At 68.9% G+C, this 16,736-nt stretch carries 15 protein-coding genes and 1 riboswitch; of the genes, 5 read left to right on the top strand and 10 right to left on the bottom strand.

Annotated elements, in window-relative coordinates:
• Nucleotides 1-5 precede the first annotated feature (5 nt).
• Both AB0C30_RS18445 and AB0C30_RS18440 read right to left on the bottom strand, forming a co-directional pair.
• On the bottom strand, nucleotides 6-1,298 hold the full coding sequence (locus AB0C30_RS18445) for an extracellular solute-binding protein (protein ID WP_357945021.1): 1,293 nt from the start codon (nucleotides 1,296-1,298) through the stop codon (nucleotides 6-8).
• 203 nt (nucleotides 1,299-1,501) lie between these two features.
• The gene (locus tag AB0C30_RS18440) at nucleotides 1,502-2,269 is read right to left on the bottom strand and encodes a DeoR/GlpR family DNA-binding transcription regulator (protein WP_357945019.1); all 768 of its coding nucleotides are present in this window, start codon (nucleotides 2,267-2,269) and stop codon (nucleotides 1,502-1,504) included.
• Nucleotides 2,270-2,492: 223 nt separating this feature from the next.
• Here AB0C30_RS18440 and AB0C30_RS18435 point away from each other — a divergent pair, with 223 nt between their 5' ends.
• Genes AB0C30_RS18435 through AB0C30_RS18425 form a run of 3 tightly spaced genes read left to right on the top strand, consistent with a single transcriptional unit; the run spans nucleotide 2,493 to nucleotide 5,568 of the window.
• Entirely contained in the window at nucleotides 2,493-3,782 is a 1,290-nt protein-coding gene (locus tag AB0C30_RS18435; RefSeq protein WP_357945017.1) for an ABC transporter substrate-binding protein, read from the top strand.
• Nucleotides 3,782-4,654, top strand: coding sequence for a sugar ABC transporter permease (locus AB0C30_RS18430; protein ID WP_357945015.1), 873 nt, complete (start codon nucleotides 3,782-3,784; stop codon nucleotides 4,652-4,654). The genes AB0C30_RS18435 and AB0C30_RS18430 overlap by 1 nt, the downstream gene beginning before the upstream one ends.
• Nucleotides 4,651-5,568 (top strand): carbohydrate ABC transporter permease, encoded by a 918-nt coding sequence (locus AB0C30_RS18425; RefSeq protein ID WP_357945012.1) that lies wholly within the window; start codon nucleotides 4,651-4,653, stop codon nucleotides 5,566-5,568. The genes AB0C30_RS18430 and AB0C30_RS18425 overlap by 4 nt, the downstream gene beginning before the upstream one ends.
• Here the strand turns inward: AB0C30_RS18425 and AB0C30_RS18420 are convergent.
• The 6 genes from AB0C30_RS18420 to AB0C30_RS18395 form a co-directional block, all read right to left on the bottom strand.
• Entirely contained in the window at nucleotides 5,565-6,650 is a 1,086-nt protein-coding gene (locus tag AB0C30_RS18420) for a glycosyltransferase family 4 protein (RefSeq protein WP_357945009.1), read from the bottom strand. The two genes, AB0C30_RS18425 and AB0C30_RS18420, sit on opposite strands and share 4 nt — an antisense overlap.
• Nucleotides 6,647-8,170 (bottom strand): M48 family metallopeptidase, encoded by a 1,524-nt coding sequence (locus AB0C30_RS18415; protein WP_357945007.1) that lies wholly within the window; start codon nucleotides 8,168-8,170, stop codon nucleotides 6,647-6,649. Before AB0C30_RS18415 ends, AB0C30_RS18420 begins: the two co-directional genes overlap by 4 nt.
• Nucleotides 8,171-8,181: 11 nt before the next feature.
• Nucleotides 8,182-9,093, bottom strand: coding sequence for a hypothetical protein (locus tag AB0C30_RS18410; protein WP_357945004.1), 912 nt, complete (start codon nucleotides 9,091-9,093; stop codon nucleotides 8,182-8,184).
• A 218-nt stretch (nucleotides 9,094-9,311) separates the two neighbouring features.
• Nucleotides 9,312-9,827, bottom strand: coding sequence for a C40 family peptidase (locus tag AB0C30_RS18405; protein WP_357945002.1), 516 nt, complete (start codon nucleotides 9,825-9,827; stop codon nucleotides 9,312-9,314).
• 73 nt (nucleotides 9,828-9,900) lie between these two features.
• A riboswitch (cyclic di-AMP (ydaO/yuaA leader) is annotated at nucleotides 9,901-10,059 on the bottom strand.
• 857 nt (nucleotides 10,060-10,916) lie between these two features.
• Entirely contained in the window at nucleotides 10,917-11,891 is a 975-nt protein-coding gene (locus tag AB0C30_RS18400; protein WP_357945000.1) for a C40 family peptidase, read from the bottom strand.
• Between the two features lie 84 nt (nucleotides 11,892-11,975).
• Nucleotides 11,976-13,298, bottom strand: coding sequence for an NYN domain-containing protein (locus tag AB0C30_RS18395; protein ID WP_357944997.1), 1,323 nt, complete (start codon nucleotides 13,296-13,298; stop codon nucleotides 11,976-11,978).
• Between the two features lie 153 nt (nucleotides 13,299-13,451).
• Here AB0C30_RS18395 and AB0C30_RS18390 point away from each other — a divergent pair, with 153 nt between their 5' ends.
• Nucleotides 13,452-14,528: a phosphotransferase family protein gene (locus AB0C30_RS18390; RefSeq protein ID WP_357944994.1), complete on the top strand. Its 1,077-nt coding sequence runs from the start codon at nucleotides 13,452-13,454 to the stop codon at nucleotides 14,526-14,528.
• Here AB0C30_RS18390 and AB0C30_RS18385 read toward each other — a convergent pair.
• The gene (locus tag AB0C30_RS18385; protein WP_357944992.1) at nucleotides 14,503-15,165 is read right to left on the bottom strand and encodes a response regulator transcription factor; all 663 of its coding nucleotides are present in this window, start codon (nucleotides 15,163-15,165) and stop codon (nucleotides 14,503-14,505) included. The genes AB0C30_RS18390 and AB0C30_RS18385 overlap by 26 nt on opposite strands.
• Complete coding sequence (locus AB0C30_RS18380; RefSeq protein WP_357944989.1) at nucleotides 15,162-16,358, bottom strand: histidine kinase; 1,197 nt, start codon at nucleotides 16,356-16,358, stop codon at nucleotides 15,162-15,164. Before AB0C30_RS18380 ends, AB0C30_RS18385 begins: the two co-directional genes overlap by 4 nt.
• Before the next feature lie 110 nt (nucleotides 16,359-16,468).
• Here AB0C30_RS18380 and AB0C30_RS18375 point away from each other — a divergent pair, with 110 nt between their 5' ends.
• Nucleotides 16,469-16,696, top strand: a complete 228-nt coding sequence (locus tag AB0C30_RS18375) for a hypothetical protein (RefSeq protein ID WP_357944986.1) — start codon at nucleotides 16,469-16,471, stop codon at nucleotides 16,694-16,696.
• The last annotated feature ends 40 nt before the right edge of the window (nucleotides 16,697-16,736 follow it).

Here is a 16,736-nt window from a genome sequence, read left to right as displayed (position 1 = left end):
CCGGATCAGCCGGATTTCTCCCACTCGGTGTCGAGGAAGGCCAGTGCCTGGTCGACCGTCTTCTTGCCGCTGACCAGGTCCTGCGCCGTGGACCAGAACTTGCCCTGCATGCCCGGCAGCATCGCCGTGTCCCCGGCCTCCCAGCTGAACGCGGGGACGGTCGCCTTCTCGTTCAGCGCCTTCTGCCACAGGTCGTAGACGGCCTTGAACACCGGGCCCGTGTCCGACGGCGGCGTGTAGCCCTTGATCGCCGGGAAGAGCGCGTCGGCCTTGACCGAGGCGTCCAGGTTCTCCTTGGTGAGCTGGAAGGCCAGCGCGAACTTCTTGGCCGCGGCCATGTTCTTGGCCGTCGCGCTGACGGACAGCCCGCCGCCGGTGAAGGTCGGCATGTGCAGGGCGCCGTCGTCGCCGGGCCAGGCGAAGACCCCGATGTCGTCCTTCATGGGCGAGGCGTCGGCCGCGGCGGCGAACCAGCTGCCCATCGGGTACATCGCGCCCTTGCCGCCGAGGAAGGCCTCCTGTGTCTTGGGATAGTCCTGCCCGATCTGCCGCTTGTCGAGGTAGCCCTTGGTGGCCAGGTCGGTGAACTTCTGCGTGGCGGCCTTCATGGCCGGGTCGGTGGCGAACTTCACCTCGCCGTTGCGCCGCTTGGTCATCCAGTCGGGCGTCTTGGCGTACAGGTCCGTGGCCAGGATGGCGGTCCACGGCTGGGAGGTGACGAACACGCCGCCCGACACGAACGGGGTGATGCCCTTGGCCTTCAGCTTCTCGGCGTCGGCCAGCAGGTCGGCGTAGGTCTTCGGCGGCTCGGCGATGCCGGCCTTCTGGAACAGCTTCTTGCTGTAGTAGACGTTCGGGATCGTCTGCGTGTTGGTCGGCAACTGGAGGATCTTCCCGTTGACCGCGCCGCAGGTCGGACAGAGGAAGTCCTTGAGCTCCTCCGGCGTCCACGTGGCCAGGCTCGGCTCCAGGGCGATCAGGTCCTGCATGCCGATCTGTACGTCAGGCAGCTGCCCGGAAGCGGCCAGTTGCTTGGCGTAGTCGTTGCGCTCGGACTCCGAAGGCGCGGCGACCAGCTCGACCTCCAGGTCGGGGTTGGCCTTGGTCACCAGATCGACCTGGGCCTTCCAGTACGACTCCGGCAGGTTCGGCGAGGGGAACACCAGGAAGGAGACCTTCTGTTTGCCCCCGGAGGCCGGCGCCGAGGACTGGCTTCCGCTGGGCGAATTGCTTGAGCAGGCACTAAGCGCGAGCGCGACGGCGAGTGTCATCGCCCCAGCCGCGAACAGCTTGTTCACTGTGCCACCCTTCTCACTCATCCGATCATTCGGTGGGGGCGCGAAATGATGCGTGTGAATAGGTAGGACCACTACTAGGGGTAACAGCTAAGCACTGACAACATAAGGGTTGATCCCACAGAAAGGTAGGATCACTCCGGCTCAGCGCATGCCATGTGATCGGATTGGTATGCGGGGACCGTCAGAGCCTGGCCCCGTCAAGATCAAACGATGACCAGCTCGCCCGCCTGCTCGGACAGCGCGGTCCTGGCCGTCTCGGGCAGCCCGCCGTCGGAGATCACCACGTCGGCCTCGCTGAGCCGGGCGATCGTGCTGATGCCCACGGTCCCCCACTTGGTGTGATCGGCCAGCACGACCAGGCTGCTCGCGGCCTCGACCAGGGCGCGGTCGGTCTCGGCCTCCATCATGTTCGGCGTGGTGAACCCGGCCCGCGTGGTCATCCCGTGCACGCCCAGGAACAGCATGTCCACGTTGAGCAGCCGGATCGCGGCGACCGCCACCGGGCCGACAAGGGCGTCCGATGGGGTACGCACGCCGCCCGTCAGCACCACCGTCTGGTCCGGCCGCCCGCCGTGCTGGAAGACGTCGGCGATGCGCACCGAGTTGGTCACCACGGTCAGGCCGGGCGTGTTCACCAGCTGGTGGGCGAGCGTCCAGGTCGTGGTCCCGGCCGAGAGCGCCACGGCGGTGCCCGGGAACACCAGCTCGGCGGCGCGGCGGGCGATGACCAGCTTCTCGTCCTCCTGCTGGACCGACTTGACGGCGAAGCCGGGCTCGTCGGTCGAGCCGGCGCCGATGACGGTCGCGCCGCCGTGCACCTTGGCCAGCAGCCCCCGCTCGGCCAGCAGCTCGAGGTCGCGGCGGATCGTGATGTCCGAGACGCCGAACTCGCGCACCAGGTCGACCACCTTGACGGCGCCGTTCAGCCGTACGAGCTCCAGAATCGTCTGCTGTCGCTGGACGGCGAGCATCGCATCACCCAGTTCCCAACAGTTTCTCGACATTTCCCGACATGCCATTCGGACGCATCATGACACGCCACCTGCGGATTTCAAGGCCCGTGCTCGGTTGTGATGGTTCTTGGCCGGCGTTCGACATCAAATCGTGCGTTGACAGCTGGTTGTGTGTGCTCTTCTCTGAAGGAAATCGAGCGAATTCGGGGGAATTTGAGGGTCCTGGCAAGGAGGAACCACCATGGTCCAACGTCTGCCGATCTCCCGTCGTAACCTGCTGCTCGGCGCGGCCGCCACCTTCGGCGTCCCGGCCGTCCTGGCCGGCTGCGGGTCCAGTCAGCCCGCCGCGCCGCCGGGTGGTAAGTCATCCGGAAACCTGGGCACGGTCACGTTCGGCTCCAACGCCTCGGACGAAATCCCCAAGAAGTCCCTCGAAACCGTGTTAAAGGGCTTCACCCAGGCCCAAGTGAAGATCAATACCGTGGACCACAACACGTTCCAGGAGAACATCAACCGCTACCTCAAAGGCACGCCGGACGATGTCTTCACCTGGTTCGCCGGATATCGCATGCAGTTCTTCGCCGAGCAGGGGCTCGCGACCGACATCTCGGACGTGTGGCGGGAGATCGGGAGCGACTACACACCCGCCTTCAAGGCCGCCTCGACGGGCACCGACGGTAAGCAGTACTTCGTGCCGTTCACGTACTATCCGTGGGCCGTCTTCTATCGCAAGAGCGTGTGGCAGGAGAAGGGCTACGAGCCGCCCAAGACGCTGGACGAGTTCACCGCGCTGGCCAAGAAGATGAAGGCCGACGGGCTGATCCCGATCGGGTTCGCCGACAAGGACGGCTGGCCCGCGATGGGCACGTTCGACATCATCAACATGCGGACGAACGGCTACGACTTCCACATCTCGCTCATGGGCGGCAAGGAGTCGTGGACCGACCCCAGGGTCAAGCAGGTCTTCGACACCTGGCGCGGGCTGATGGAGTATCACCAGCCCGCCGCGCTGGGCCGTACCTGGCAGGAGGCCGGGCAGGCGCTGCAGCAGAAGAAGACCGGCATGTACCTGCTCGGCATGTTCGTCGCCCAGCAGTTCCCGGAGAACGAGCGCGACGACATCGACTTCTTCACCTTCCCCGAGATCAATCCGACCTACGGCACCGACTCCATCGACGCGCCGATCGACGGCTACATGATCTCGGGCAAGGCCAAGAACGTCGACGGCGCCAAGGCCGTGCTCAAGCACCTGGCCCAGGGCAGCTCGCAGAACATCGCCACCAAGCTGGACCCGGGCACCCTGGCCGCCAGCTCCAAAGCCGACACCAGCGGTTACAGCACGCTGCAGAAGCGCGGCGCCGAGCTGGTGTCCAAGGCGACGCACCTGGCCCAGTTCCTCGATCGTGACACCCGGCCCGACTTCGCCTCAACGGTGATGATCCCGTCGCTGCAGTCGTTCGTCGGCAAGCCGAACGAGATCGACTCCTTGCTGGCGAGCATCGAGAAGCAGAAGACCAACATCTTCCGCTGATGGCCGCCAAGACCCGTCGCTACTCCGCCCGCGACGTGACCATCCTGGTCATCGGGCTGGGGGTGGCCATCATCGTCAACGTGGGCCTCATCTGGGGGCCCACGCTGGCCTCCATCGGATTGTCGGGCACCGACTGGAACGGCATCAAGCCGATGGAGTGGGTGGGCGGCCGGAACTACACCGACCTGGTCAACGACTATCCGCCGTTCTGGTCGGCCATCCGCAACAACGTGCTCTGGCTGGGCTTCCTCGGTCTGGTCGCGACGCCGTTCGGGCTGTTCTGCGCGGTGCTGCTGGACCGGCGGCTGCGGCTGTCGCGCGTGTACCAGAGCGCGCTGTACACGCCGGTCGTGCTGTCGCTGGCCGTCGTGGGGTTCATCGCGCAGCTCGTCTACTCCTCCGACTACGGCGTGCTGAACGCGGTGACCGGGCTGACCGTGGACTGGCTGGGCGACCGGTCGATCAACATCTGGGTGGTCATGGTGGCGGCCGGCTGGCGGCACGTCGGGTACGTGATGATCATCTATCTGGCCGGGCTGAAGGCGGTCGATCCCGCGCTCAAGGAGGCGGCCGCGATCGACGGGGCCAACGAGGCGCAGGCGTTCTTCCGGGTGGTGTTCCCGACGCTGCGCCCGGTCAACGTGATCGTGCTGGTGATCACGGTCATCGAGGCGCTGCGCGCCTTCGACATCGTCTACGCCATCAACAAGGGCAGGAACGGGCTGGAGCTGCTGTCGGTGCTGGTCACCGAGAACATCGTGGGCGAGGCGAGCCGCATCGGGTTCGGCTCGGCCATCGCGGTGATCCTGCTGGTGATCACGCTCGGGTTCATCGTCACCTACCTGTCGCAGCTGTTCAGGGAGGAACGATGACGCTCACCGCGCCCATCACCACGCCCCCGGTCCAGGATCGCCGGGAGCCGGTGCGCCGCCGGGCGCGTCCGCTGCGGATCCTGCTGCACGTCTTCCTCGGCCTCGTGGCGCTGGGCTGGGTCCTGCCGCTCGCGCTGGCGCTCTACGCCTCGCTGCGCCCGTACGACGAGACCGCGCGGCTGGGGTACTTCTCGCTGCCCGAGCACCTGACGCTGGACTACTACGGGCAGGCGTGGAGCCAGGCCGACCTGCCCCGCTACTACCTCAACACGCTGATCATCGTGATCCCGGGCGTACTGATCACGCTGTTCATGGCCTCGTTCACCGCGTTCGCGATCGCGCGGCTGCGCATTCCGGGGCGCAAGGCGCTGCTGATCACGTTCACGGCGGGCAACCTGCTGCCGCCGCAGGTGCTCATCACCCCGCTCTACACCCTCTACACGCTCGTGCCGCTGCCGGCGTGGCTGTCGGACTCGCAGTCGCTGTACGACTCCTACCTCGGGCTGATCCTGGTGCACGTGGCATTCCAGTTCGGCTTCTGCGTGTTCGTCATGTCGAACTTCATGCGCACGATCCCGGAGGAGATCACCGAGGCGGCGCTGGTCGACGGAGCGAGCGTGTGGCGCCGCTACTGGCAGCTCACGCTGCCGCTGTGCCGCCCGGTGCTGGCGGCGCTGGCCACGCTGGAGTTCACCTTCATGTACAACGACTTCCTGTGGGCGCTGGTGCTGATGTCGTCGGGCGACAAACTGCCCGTCACCTCGGCCCTGAACAACCTGCGCGGCCAGTTCTTCACCGACTACAACCTGCTGGCGGCCGGGTCGATGCTGGTCGCGCTGCCGACGCTGATCGTCTTCCAGATGCTGCACAAGCAGTTCGTCGCCGGACTCACCCTGGGGGCCACCAAGGGCTAAAGGAGCGCGTGGAAGCGGGCGGCGACCAGGTCCCAGGTCCACTCGCCGGCGATCCAGTCGCGGCCCCGGGCGCCCATCTTCCGGGCCCGTTCGGGGTCGCCGAGCAGCTCGATCAGGGCCGCGGCGACCTCCGCCACGTCGGTGCCGTCGACGACGAGGCCGGTCTCGCCGTGCCGTACCGCGTCCGGGGCGCCGCCGGACGCGCCCGCGACGACCGGCAGGCCGGTCGCCGATGCCTCCAGGAACACGATCCCCAGCCCCTCGACGTCGACGCCGCCCAGCCGGGTACGGCACGGCATCGCGAACACGTCGGCGGCGGCGTAATAACCGGCCAGGCTGCCCGCCGGGACCGTACCGGTGAAGCGGACGGACTCGTGCCCCCGCGCCAGCTTCTCCAGCCGCTTGCGGTACGGCCCGCCGCCCACGAACAGCAGCACCGACTCCGGCACCGCGCGCAGCACCCGGGGCCAGGCCCTGATGAGCTGGTCCTGGCCCTTGCGCGGCACCAGCCTCGACACGCAGATCACCACCGGCCGCCCGGCCAGCCCGAGCTCGGCCTTGGGCGCGTCCGGGTGGAACTGGCCGGTGTCCACGCCCGGCGCCAGACGTACCAGCTTGGCCGGCGAGATCGCCGCAGCCAGCCGGGCGCGCGTGTACTCGCCGAGGTAGGTCACCACGTCGGCGTGCGCGCCGATCCTGCGCAGCGCCCCACGGAACAGCGGCGCGCTCGCCCACGACGCCTCGTGGCCGTGGGTGAGCATCACCACGCGCCGCGCGCCGGCCGCCCGTAACCCCGGCGCGAGCAGGCCCAGCGGGGCCGCCGAGCCGAACACCACGGTGTCCGCCCGCTGCTCGGCCAGCAGGTGGGCGGCCCGGCGGGCGACCGCCGGGGTGGGCAGCATGAGCGAGGTGGGGTGCCGGACGATCCGGTACGGCTGGCGGCTGTCGAACTCCGCGCACCCCTGCCAGGCCGGAGCGTAGACGGCCACGCCAGGGGTGCGCAGGGCCAGCCCGTGCACGAACGACTGGATGCCGCCCGGCCGGGGCGGGAAGTCGTTCGTGACGATGAGCACGCCGGTCACGGCTGCTGCTGGCCGTTCAGCGCGGCCCACTCCCGGGCCATGGCGATGCGTTGGGGGCCGGTGGGGTGTGACGCATAGAGGGCATATTCCACCGGATCCGGCGACAAGTCGGAAATATTGGTAATTGCCAGGCGTTTCTGCATGGAGATGAAGGTGGCCGGGTCCTTCGTGAGGTTCAGGGCGTGGAGGTCGGCGCGGGCCTCGATGTGGCGGCTGACCACGTTCTGGGCCGGTCCTGAGATGACCGTGGCCAGGCTCATCAAGCCCATGATCACTCCTACCGCCCGTGGATCGGCCGCCGAGGCGATGCCCGTGCGCCGCCGCAGCATGCCCAGCAGCAGGAACAGCAGGATCGCGCCGAACGCGGCGCCCAGCCCGCCCACCAGCGTGCCGACCAGCACGTCCCCGTACTTGGCGTGGCCCAGCTCGTGCGCCACGACCAGCTCGACCTCGGACTGCGGGGCCCGCAGCAGCGTGTCGTACACGACGATCCGGCGCGTGGCGCCGAAGCCGGAGACGTAGGCGTTGAGCGCGTTCGTCCGGCGGGAGGCGTCGGCGATCAGCACGTCCTCGACCGGGACATGGGCGCGCTCGGCCAGCATCATCAGGTTCGCCCTGAGCGCGCCGCCCGGCATCGGGCGGAAGTCGTTGAACAGCGGCTCGAACACGACCGGATACACGAACGAGGCCACCAAGGTGAACGCGAACGCGCCCGCGGCGGCCGGGATCCACCAGCGCCGCAGCCACCTGGCCAGCGCCACCACGACCAGCACCATGATGGACTGCAGCACCACGTTCACGGCCAGGCTCTTGAGCCGGTCGCCGGTCCAGCCGGCCCAGTCCTGCGTGGACAGGCCGTAGTCGCGCAGCTGCACCTCGTACCAGATGCCCAGGGGCCACCTGATCGCCTCGACGATCGCGGTCAGCACCACCACCCCCAGCACGACCCGCACCCACCACGGCCCGCGCAGCTTACTCAGCACCTTGGCACCGAACGGCGTGAGCACGAGCAACCCCGCGAACAGCACGGTCAGCCCGAGGGAGAGGTAACCGGGCAGGCTCGTGGCCGCATCGAAGGCGGCGGCCCTGGCGATCTCGGCGGCACTGAAGTCGCGCGCCGGATCCGGCGTCACCGTGGGGGTGCCCGAGGGCATCACCCGCCAGGGCGTCGTGAACGCCACCACGGCCAGGATCACCACACCGAGCACGACCAGCGCCCAACCGGCACCGGCCCGGCCGAACGCGACGTCCCCACCGTCCGCGACCCAGCCACCTGACACGGCACGGTCGCTCGGCGCGGCACGGTCGTCTGGCGCGGCACGGTCACTCGCTGTGGCACGGTCGTCTGGCACGGCGCGGTCCCTTGGTGCGGCACGGTCGTGTGGCGCGGCGCTACCGCCTGACGTGGCGGGGTCGCTTGATGCGGCGTCCTCGCCGGGCTGTGGTGCCGGGTTCCGATCGGGGCCCGCGTCGTCGTCAGGCGGCGGCATGCTGTCGTCGGTGCCCTGCAGATCGTCCATCCGCGTTCCCCTTACGCAAGCTGGTCCCGCACGTAGTCGCGCCACCGTGCCGTCAGCGTCCCTGCCGAGAGCCCGAGCCTGGTGAGCCCCCGGTCGATGCCACCCGTCTGGGCATCACGGTAGAGCCTCACCAGAGTCCCCTCACCGAACCGCTCGGCGATGAAGCGACACGCCAGCCACGCCTCCTGGTACGCCCGTGCCAGACGTGCAGGCTCCCGGCTGGACGGTGCGAATGCCGCAGGCCCTGGCAATTCGCCCGGCAAGTGCCCGGCCCGCACCTCGGCGGCCAACTCGGTGGCGGCCACCCGGACCGGCAACCCCGCGTCCCGGTAGCCCACGTAGTCGGCGAACCCCTCATAGAGCCACACCGGCAACCGCTTCGTCCCGGCCGCGACGTGAGTGAGCTCGTGCGTGAGCACGATGTCCCGCCCGGTGGGGGTCAGCCGGGCGAAGTTCTCGGGCACCACGACCACTCTCCCGCCATCGGCCACCGCCGCCAGCCCGTCGACACTCCCCACCCCGGCCACCCGAGCAGCCTCGGCCGCCGAGCCGGGCACGAGCACCACGGGCCGTACGGGGCGGCCGAGCACGGCGGAGACCCGCGACCCGGCGGCATCGGCCCGGCGCGCCAGATCACGAAGCGACTCGGGCGCCGCATGCTGGCTGACAACAACCGAACGCACACCTCGTACGACCTCGGAGCCGTCCCCCCAGAGTCCCCGCGCCTCCGCCGGAAGCTCACGATCACCGGCCGCCGGGTTGTGGCCGGTCGCGGACTGATCGGGCCCACCGGACGGCAGGTCACGAACCGCTGCCGAGAGGCCATCCGTCCCCGGAGACCGGTGCGGGGCGGCGCTGGCCGAGGCGAGGGCCAGGAGCAGCACCCCCACCCCCAAGACTCGGCGGCTCACCTGCACGGACACGTTCCCCGATCGTAGTCGTCCCGCGCCGCGAACCGGCCGTCGCGGAGAGACCCGGCTCCTCGTCGCGCAAAGGCCCGGCACGTCGTCGCGCAAAGGCCCGGCACGTCGTCGCGCAAAGCGTCGGCTCGTCGTCGCGGAAGGGCCCGGAACACGCGAAGGTCCCGTCCCAGCTGGGACGGGACCTTCGTGACGGTCTTGCAGGCCGGATCAGGCCGGACTTACAGGCCGGGACGCACCGCGCCCACGAACGACGCCTTGCGCCATCCGCTGAGCTTCTCGACGCGCACCGTCGAACCCGTCCTCGGCGAATGGACCATCTTGCCGTTGCCGACATACATGCCCACATGGCCGAGCCCATAGAAGAACATCAGGTCACCTGGCTTCAGATTCTTCCAGGAGACCTTCTTCTTGATGCGGGCGAACTGGCTGTTCGTCACGCGCGGGATCTTGACGCCGGCCTTCTTCCAGGCGTACTGGACGAGACCGGAGCAGTCGAAGGAACCAGGTCCTGTGGCCCCGTAACTGTACGGGTCACCGATCTGGTCCTTGGCCACGGCGACGGCCGTACGGGCCTTCACCTTTTGCCGAGCGACCGCTGTTTGTTGCGCGACCTTCTTCACGGACCTGACGGCTTTCGCCGCTGTATTGGTCCCGGAAACTTCGGCCGCATCACGCGTTGTCGCCGCCTGCGCCGTCGGGGCAGGGAGGACCAAACCTCCGGCCGTCACGGTCATCGTGAGCGCTGCGCCACTCAGGGCAATGCGGGACAGACGGGGGTTACTGGGGGAGGTAGACAGGATTTCTCCTTGGGACTTCCACGAACGCCTACCGGGTTAGCTGACGGATTCGGGCCTGGAAGTCGCCCTACGGCGCAATACGCGCCGATTCACCCCTGATCCCGGGAGCGGGATCGCTGGGTCCCCGGCTCCGTGCCTCCTGGCTGCACGGACTCGGCAGGCCACCGCCACGTAATGACATGTAGAAGGGCGGCGACCTAACGGATTTCTTTTCTGTCCACATCGGGGACCCGATGGAGAGTCGCGACGCCATGGCTTGTTCGCCGCGACGCCAGAAGCTACGCCCTTGAGTAACGAGCTGGCAAAGCCGTCATGGGGTTGTCAGGATCACTCAGAGGTGTCAGTAAAGTCCCCAACCCCAGCTGGAGCGCCGGGTTATGTTATTCAAATGTGACCCTTCTCACACTTGACGACACAGTGATCTGTCAGGTCCCTTTTGTCACTCTTGTCACACTGGTCCCGCTAGCAACACGCCCAGAGGGCGCGTGATCGTGTCGCGACTGCGCGGATGTGGCCGTCGCCAGGGTCGCCGACGGGCCGGGATCAGTGATCGTCGTCACCCGCTGAAGGCGTTCCAGCAGCGTTCAGCGACCCGGCCAGCGGCATCGGCCTGCGCGCCGAGGTCCGGCGACCAGCAAATCGGGATCAGTTGAACAGCCGGTCGGGTGCAGTTGAATAAGCGGCCAGAGCCCGTTGAACAGCCGGTCGGAGCCCGCTGACCACCGGGCCGAGTTCGTTGACCATTAGGCCGGGTCGTTGACCAGCAAACCGGGGTCCATTGACCACCCGGCCAAGGTCCGTTGGCCAGCAAGCCGGTAAGCCCACGTGGACCGCCAAGCGTTAATCGGCGGACCATCCGGTCCATGGCCACCGGAAACCACGGACCGGGTCAAGAGGACGCACGTCACGGCGCCCAGCGCGCTCCACCGGAGGAGCGTGTCCCTGGACAGAGCCCAGCCACGGACGGCGGGTGGGGCTCACCGTGCTTGCCGTACAGAAAATCAGTGGTTCTTCACCCAGAACAACCTACGGACGGATAGCTCCCACCAGGGTGCCGCCATAGGAGGACAGAGTGACGACCTTGACCACGTCGCCGGTCTGGGGGGCGTGCACGATCTGCCCGTTGCCCGCATAAATGCTGACATGTCCAAGCCCTGAGCTGAAGATCAGGTCGCCGGGCTGCAGGTCCTTCAGATCCACCTTGCGGGACGACCCCCAGGCCCACTGCTGCCACGTGGTCCGGGGCAGCGACACGCCCCCAGCGCGCCACGACGCCTGCGTGAGGCCCGAGCAGTCCCAGCCGCTCGGTCCCGTGCCGCCGAACACGTACGGCTTGCCCACCTGCGCGTAAGCGAACCTGAGCACCGCCGCCGCGTTGCCGGAGGCCGAGCCCGTGTACTTGATGCCGGTGCTGTTGGGGTCACCGGTCTTGTAGGCGCCGAGCTTGTCCAGCAGCTTCTTCTGCTTCGCGATCAGCTTGCGGACCTCCGAGCGCTCCTTCTCGACCCCGTCGCGCTCCTTGTCGGCCGCCTGCAGCGCCGCCTCGGCCTTGTCGCGTTCGTCCTTGAGCCCGCGGTTCTCGCGATCGAAGGCCGCCAGCCGCGCCACCTTCTCCTCCGACAGCTGCCCCGCGAGCGCCATGCCGCCCAGCAGGCCCGTGGGATCCGGCTGACCGATCATCGTGGGCCAGGAAGTGGCGTCGGGGCCGCGCGTGTAGGTGTCGACGGCCATGTCGATGACCTGGGCGCGCAGGGTGGCGACCGTCTCAAGCTTGCGTTTGTAGCTGGCGTTCAGCTTGCCGTATTCGCCTTGGGCCGCCTTGTACTTCTCGGTCGCCGTGTTGTAGCGGTCGACGACCTTGTCGGCCTGATCGTTCAGCTTCTTGAGCTTGGCTTTCGCCTGTTTGATCGTGGGCTTCGGCGCGGCCAGTGCCTCGCTTGTGGGGAAAAGCAGCAGCCCGATCGCGAGTCCCGCGGCCAGTGGCGCCCGGCCAAACCTCACAGTGTCGCCTCCAGGGGAATATATCTGGGGCGAAATGGTACAGAAGTGGCGGGTGTGCTTTCACCCTAACAACCGATTCGTAATCTACGCGCGGCCCAGCCTGCGCAGCAGCAGAGCCGACGGAACCGGTCTGGCTCCCATACGCCGGACGGACTCGGCCACCTCACGGTCAGAGGAGACCACCGCCATGGCCCGGCCCGGCGGCTCGGCGCGGACGAGCTGGCGGATCAGGTCGTCGGCGATCTCGCCGGGTGCGCTGAAGAGCACCCGCACCCCGCGCGGCGCCACCACCTGGACGGGCGCGTTGAGCTCGGCGCCGTCGAAGACCACGGTCACCTCGACCCTGGTCTGCGCGACCAGCCCGCCGAGGCCGGTCATCAGCCGGTTGCGCTGATCGGCCAGGGTCAGCGTGCCGTAGCCGGTCTTGGTCACGTTGTAGCCGTCGATGATCAGGTGCACCTGCGGCAGCGCGAGCAGCTGGTCGAGCAGCTGCGGGTCGTCGTCGGCCAGCGCGCGGGCGGGCACGCCCCTGACGCCGGGGCGCTCGCCCGTGAGCGCGGCCACCGAGTCGGCGGGCCTGCTGATCATGGTGGGCAGGGCCAGCTCCCTGCGCAGCCCGGCGGAGGCGTCCTGGAGCGCGTCGAGCAGCACCCTGACGCGGGCGTCCTCGATGCTCCTGCCCTCACGCGCGGCCCGGCGCGAGGCTTCGAGCTGCTTCTCCACGTCGGCCAGCCGCTCGCGGAGCCGGCGCAGCTCGGACTCGCCCGCGCTGCCCGCGGCCGTGGCGGCGGACCTGGCGTCGTCGGCCGCGTGCTCCATCTCCTCGGCGCGGCGCACCGCCGCCTTGCTCCGCTCGCGGGCCTCGTGGAGCTTGCGGCGCAGGTCGGAGTTCTCGGCGCGGGCCGCCCTGAGCTGCTCGCGCAGCCGGTCGGACTCGTCCTTGGCGGCGCTCTTCTGGGCGGCGAGCTGCTCGCGCAGCCGGGTCACCACCTCCTCGCGCTCGGTCCCCTCGGCCGCGACCGCCGACTGCTCGAGATCGGCCCGGGCGGCCTCGACCATCTCCGCCCAGCCGACCGGCCGCGTCAGATAGGCTGCGGCGGCCACCAGCACGGGGTCGGCGGCGGGTGGCACGTTGCCCTCGATCAGCGAGGCGACGAGTTCGGGCCATCCGGCGGCCACCGACTCGGCGACCACCTCGCGGAACTCTTTGTCGTTCTCCAGCTGGGCGGCGATGGGCGCGCTGCCCAGTTTGGCGCGCTTGCGCGGGTCGAACTTGGCGATGCCGCGCAGCGGCGGCGGAATCGTGGCAGCGGGCATGGACCCGAGGACCTGCGCCGCCAGATCGACGACGTTGAGTCTCACCTGCTCGGGAAGCGGGCGAGACAGACCTTCACCCGCTGAACTCATCCCACGGTCCCTTCGTGACATGCCCTTTCAGACAAGGGTACGGCTGTCGTGTACCTGTCCGTAACGGCAGGTCGGATATGGACAAGCGCTTGCTAGGGGTATACGACTGGGCCGGGACCCGCGTTCACCCGGTGTTCATCCAGGAGGCCCACCGTGACGGACGAGATGCGCACCTCCACCCGTGACCTGGAGGAACTGCACGATCGGCTGGGAATCTGGCTCAGCGGGCGAGTTGACCGGCCGGTGACGGTGTCCGAGCTGTCGAGGCCGATGGAAAACGGCATGTCCAGCGAAACGCTCTTCTTCACCGCGTCCTGGCCCGGAGAGCGCGTCCGGTGCGTGGCCAGGATGGCGCCCGCCCAGGAAGCGGTGCCCGTCTTCCCTTCCTACGATCTGCGGGCCCAGTTCGAGATCATGCGCTCGGCCAGGGAGAAAGCTGGAATTCCAGCACCCAGGGCCCTCTGGTTCGAGCCCGACCCCGGCCCGCTGGGCACTCCCTTTTTCATCATGGAACGGGAGGATGGTGACGTACCGCCCGACGTCCTGCCGTACACGTTCGAGGGCTGGATGCTCGACGCGGCGCCGCATGATCGGCGCCGGCTGCAGGATGCGACAGTGGCGATCGTGGCCGCGCTGCACGACGCGCCGTTCACCGAGGGGGACCTGGCCGTACTCCCGGAGGGCGGGCTGCGCCGCCACGTGGACGGGCAGCGCGCCTATTACGAGTGGGCGCACGGCGGGATGCGGATCCCGCTGCTGGAGCGGGGCTTCGACTGGCTGGAGGCGCACTGGCCGCGCGACCCTGGACCCGACGTGCTCTGCTGGGGCGACGCCCGCATCGGGAACGTGATGTATCGGGACTTCAGGCCGGTGGCGGTGTTCGACTGGGAGATGGCCGCGGTGGGGCCGCGCGAGCTCGATCTGGCGTGGATGATCTTCCTGCACCGTTTCTTCCAGGACATTACCGAGGCCATCGGCATGCCCGGAATTCCCGACTTCATGCGACGCGAAGACGTTTGCGGGAAATATCGGGAGCTGACGGGTTATCAGGTGCGGGACATGGAGTTCTACGAGATGTACGCGGCGCTGCGGCACGGGGCCATCATGGCCAGGGTGTGGCAGCGCCGGATCCACTTCGGCGAGCAGCCCATGCCGGACGACCCCGACGACCTGGTGCTGCACCGGGCCACGATCGAGCGGATGCTCAAAGGCTGGCGTCGTACACCGTGAGCGCGATCTGCACCCGGTTGTTGAGGTCCAGCTTGGTGAGGATCCGCGAGACGTGCGCCTTGACCGTGGCCACGCTCATGTAGAGCTCGCGGCCGATGGCGGCGTTCGACTTCCCCTGGCCGACGGCCAGCGCCACGTCGCGCTCGCGCTCGCTGAGCTTGGCCAGCAGGTCACGGGCCCTGTCCGTACGCCGGCCCGCGTAGCCGCCGTCCTCGGAGACGTGCGTGATGAGCTGGCGGGTCACGGCGGGCGACAGGATCGGGTCGCCGGCCGCCACCTTCCGGATCGCCTCGACCAGCTCGCGCGGCGGGATGTCTTTGAGCAGGAACCCCGCCGCCCCCGCGCGCAGCGCCCGCACCACCTGGGCGTCGGCATGGAAGGTGGTCAGCACCACCACCTCGGGCGGGGACTCGGCCGCGCGTAGCGCCTCCGTCGCGGTGAGCCCGTCGACGTCGGGCATCCGGATGTCCATCAGCACCACGTCGGGCCGGTGCGCGGCGATCAGCGGCGGCACCTCCGAGCCGTCGCCCGCCTCGGCCACGATCTCGATGTCGCCCGTCCCGCCGAGGATCATCGACAGTCCGGCTCGCACCAGGGCGTCGTCGTCGACGATCAGCACGCGGATCGGCGCGGTCATGCGTCCTCCCGGGAAGTCTCCACCGGCCAAGGTAACCAGGCCCGCACCAGGAAGTCGCCTTCGCGGGTCGCGCCGTGCTCGAGTCGCCCGCCCGCGAGCTGGGCCCGCTCGGTCAGGCCGATGAGCCCGGCACCGGCTCCGGGGATGCGCGTGCTCTGGCGTACCCGAAGCGGGTTACGGACCTCGGCCGTCAGGCCCGCCCCCGGACCGCCGGCGACCGTGACCGTCACGGGAGCACCGCTCGCGTGCTTGCGCGCGTTCGTGAGCGCCTCCTGGACGATGCGGTAGACATTGCGGCCCAGCCCCTCCGGCGCGTCACCGGCGTCGAGCGCGAAGTCCACCTCCATGCCCGCCTCATGGCACTCCTCGATCAGCGGGGACAGGTCGGCCAGCGTGGGCTGCGGGCGGTCGGGGACGGGGTCACCGGCCGCGGGTGCCGAGTGGCGCAGCACGCCGATCACCTCGCGCAGGTCCTGCAGCGCGTGGTGGGCGCTGTTCCTGATCGCCCCGGCGGCCCTGGCGATCTCCTCGGCGGGCGCGTCCGGCCGGAACTCCAGCGCGCCCGCGTGCAGGCTGAGCATGGAGATGCGGTGCGCGAGCACGTCGTGCATCTCCCTGGCGATCCGCTCGCGCTCGAGCCGCTTGGCCTCCTCCGCCGCGCTGTCGGCGCGCTGCCTGAGCGACCAGACGAGCTGCCGCCTGGCTCGGACCACGATGCCCCAGGCGAACACGGTCAGCACGATGGCCGCCCCGAAGACGTTCTGCCCCAGCAGGCCCAGCTCCTTGTCGGGCCTGAGCATGGAGAACGGGATCAGCGTCAGGATGCCGAGCAGCGCGACCGGCCCGGAGATCTTGAACGGCCGGTGCACCGCCACGGTGAACAGGGCGACGACCGCGGGCCCGCCCACCAGCGTCAGATAGATCGACAGCACCGTGGTCACCAGCGCCAGCCCGACCGGCCACCTGCGGCGCAACCACACCGCCGCGCAGGCCAGCGCGCCGACCACCTGCTCGATCGCCACCACGGGCGTCGGCTGCCCCTCCAGGTCCGGCATGCTCAACAGAGCCAGCCCGCAAGCGGCCAGGAACATCAGGACGTCGACGATCCAGTCGCGGGTCGAGCGCCGCACCGGACGCCGCTCGTCGCCGTCCCCCAGCAGGACCGAGGGCAGCAGCCACCGGTATTCCGTCACGTTCCACGAGGTTAGAGGCTGCCCGGGCCCAAGGACAGCGACCAAAGTCGATGGTCGCCGAGACCTACGGCCGACGCGGCGGGCATCGCGGGCGCGGAACGCTGGATGGCGTGAAAGTGATTCTGTACCTGTTGGGCTGGCTGCTGGTGGCGCAGGGCGTCGGCGGCGTGGTCAACACCCTGCTGGGCTGGTGGCGGTGGGCCCGCGACCTGCTGCTGGTCAACATCCTGCCGTTCCTCCACGGCCGCGAGATCTTCGCCGCCATCGTGATCGGCGTGCTCGGGCTGGTGCTGCTCTCGGCCTCGGCGTCAATGGGCAAGACGGAGAGCCAGACGTGAGCCACGACAACGCCGCGCCGGCCGCGCGACCAGGCAGACG

This window comes from Nonomuraea sp. NPDC048901 (assembly GCF_040649695.1).
In the GTDB taxonomy this organism is placed as follows: domain Bacteria; phylum Actinomycetota; class Actinomycetes; order Streptosporangiales; family Streptosporangiaceae; genus Nonomuraea.
This window is presented reverse-complemented; position numbering and strand designations above follow the sequence as displayed.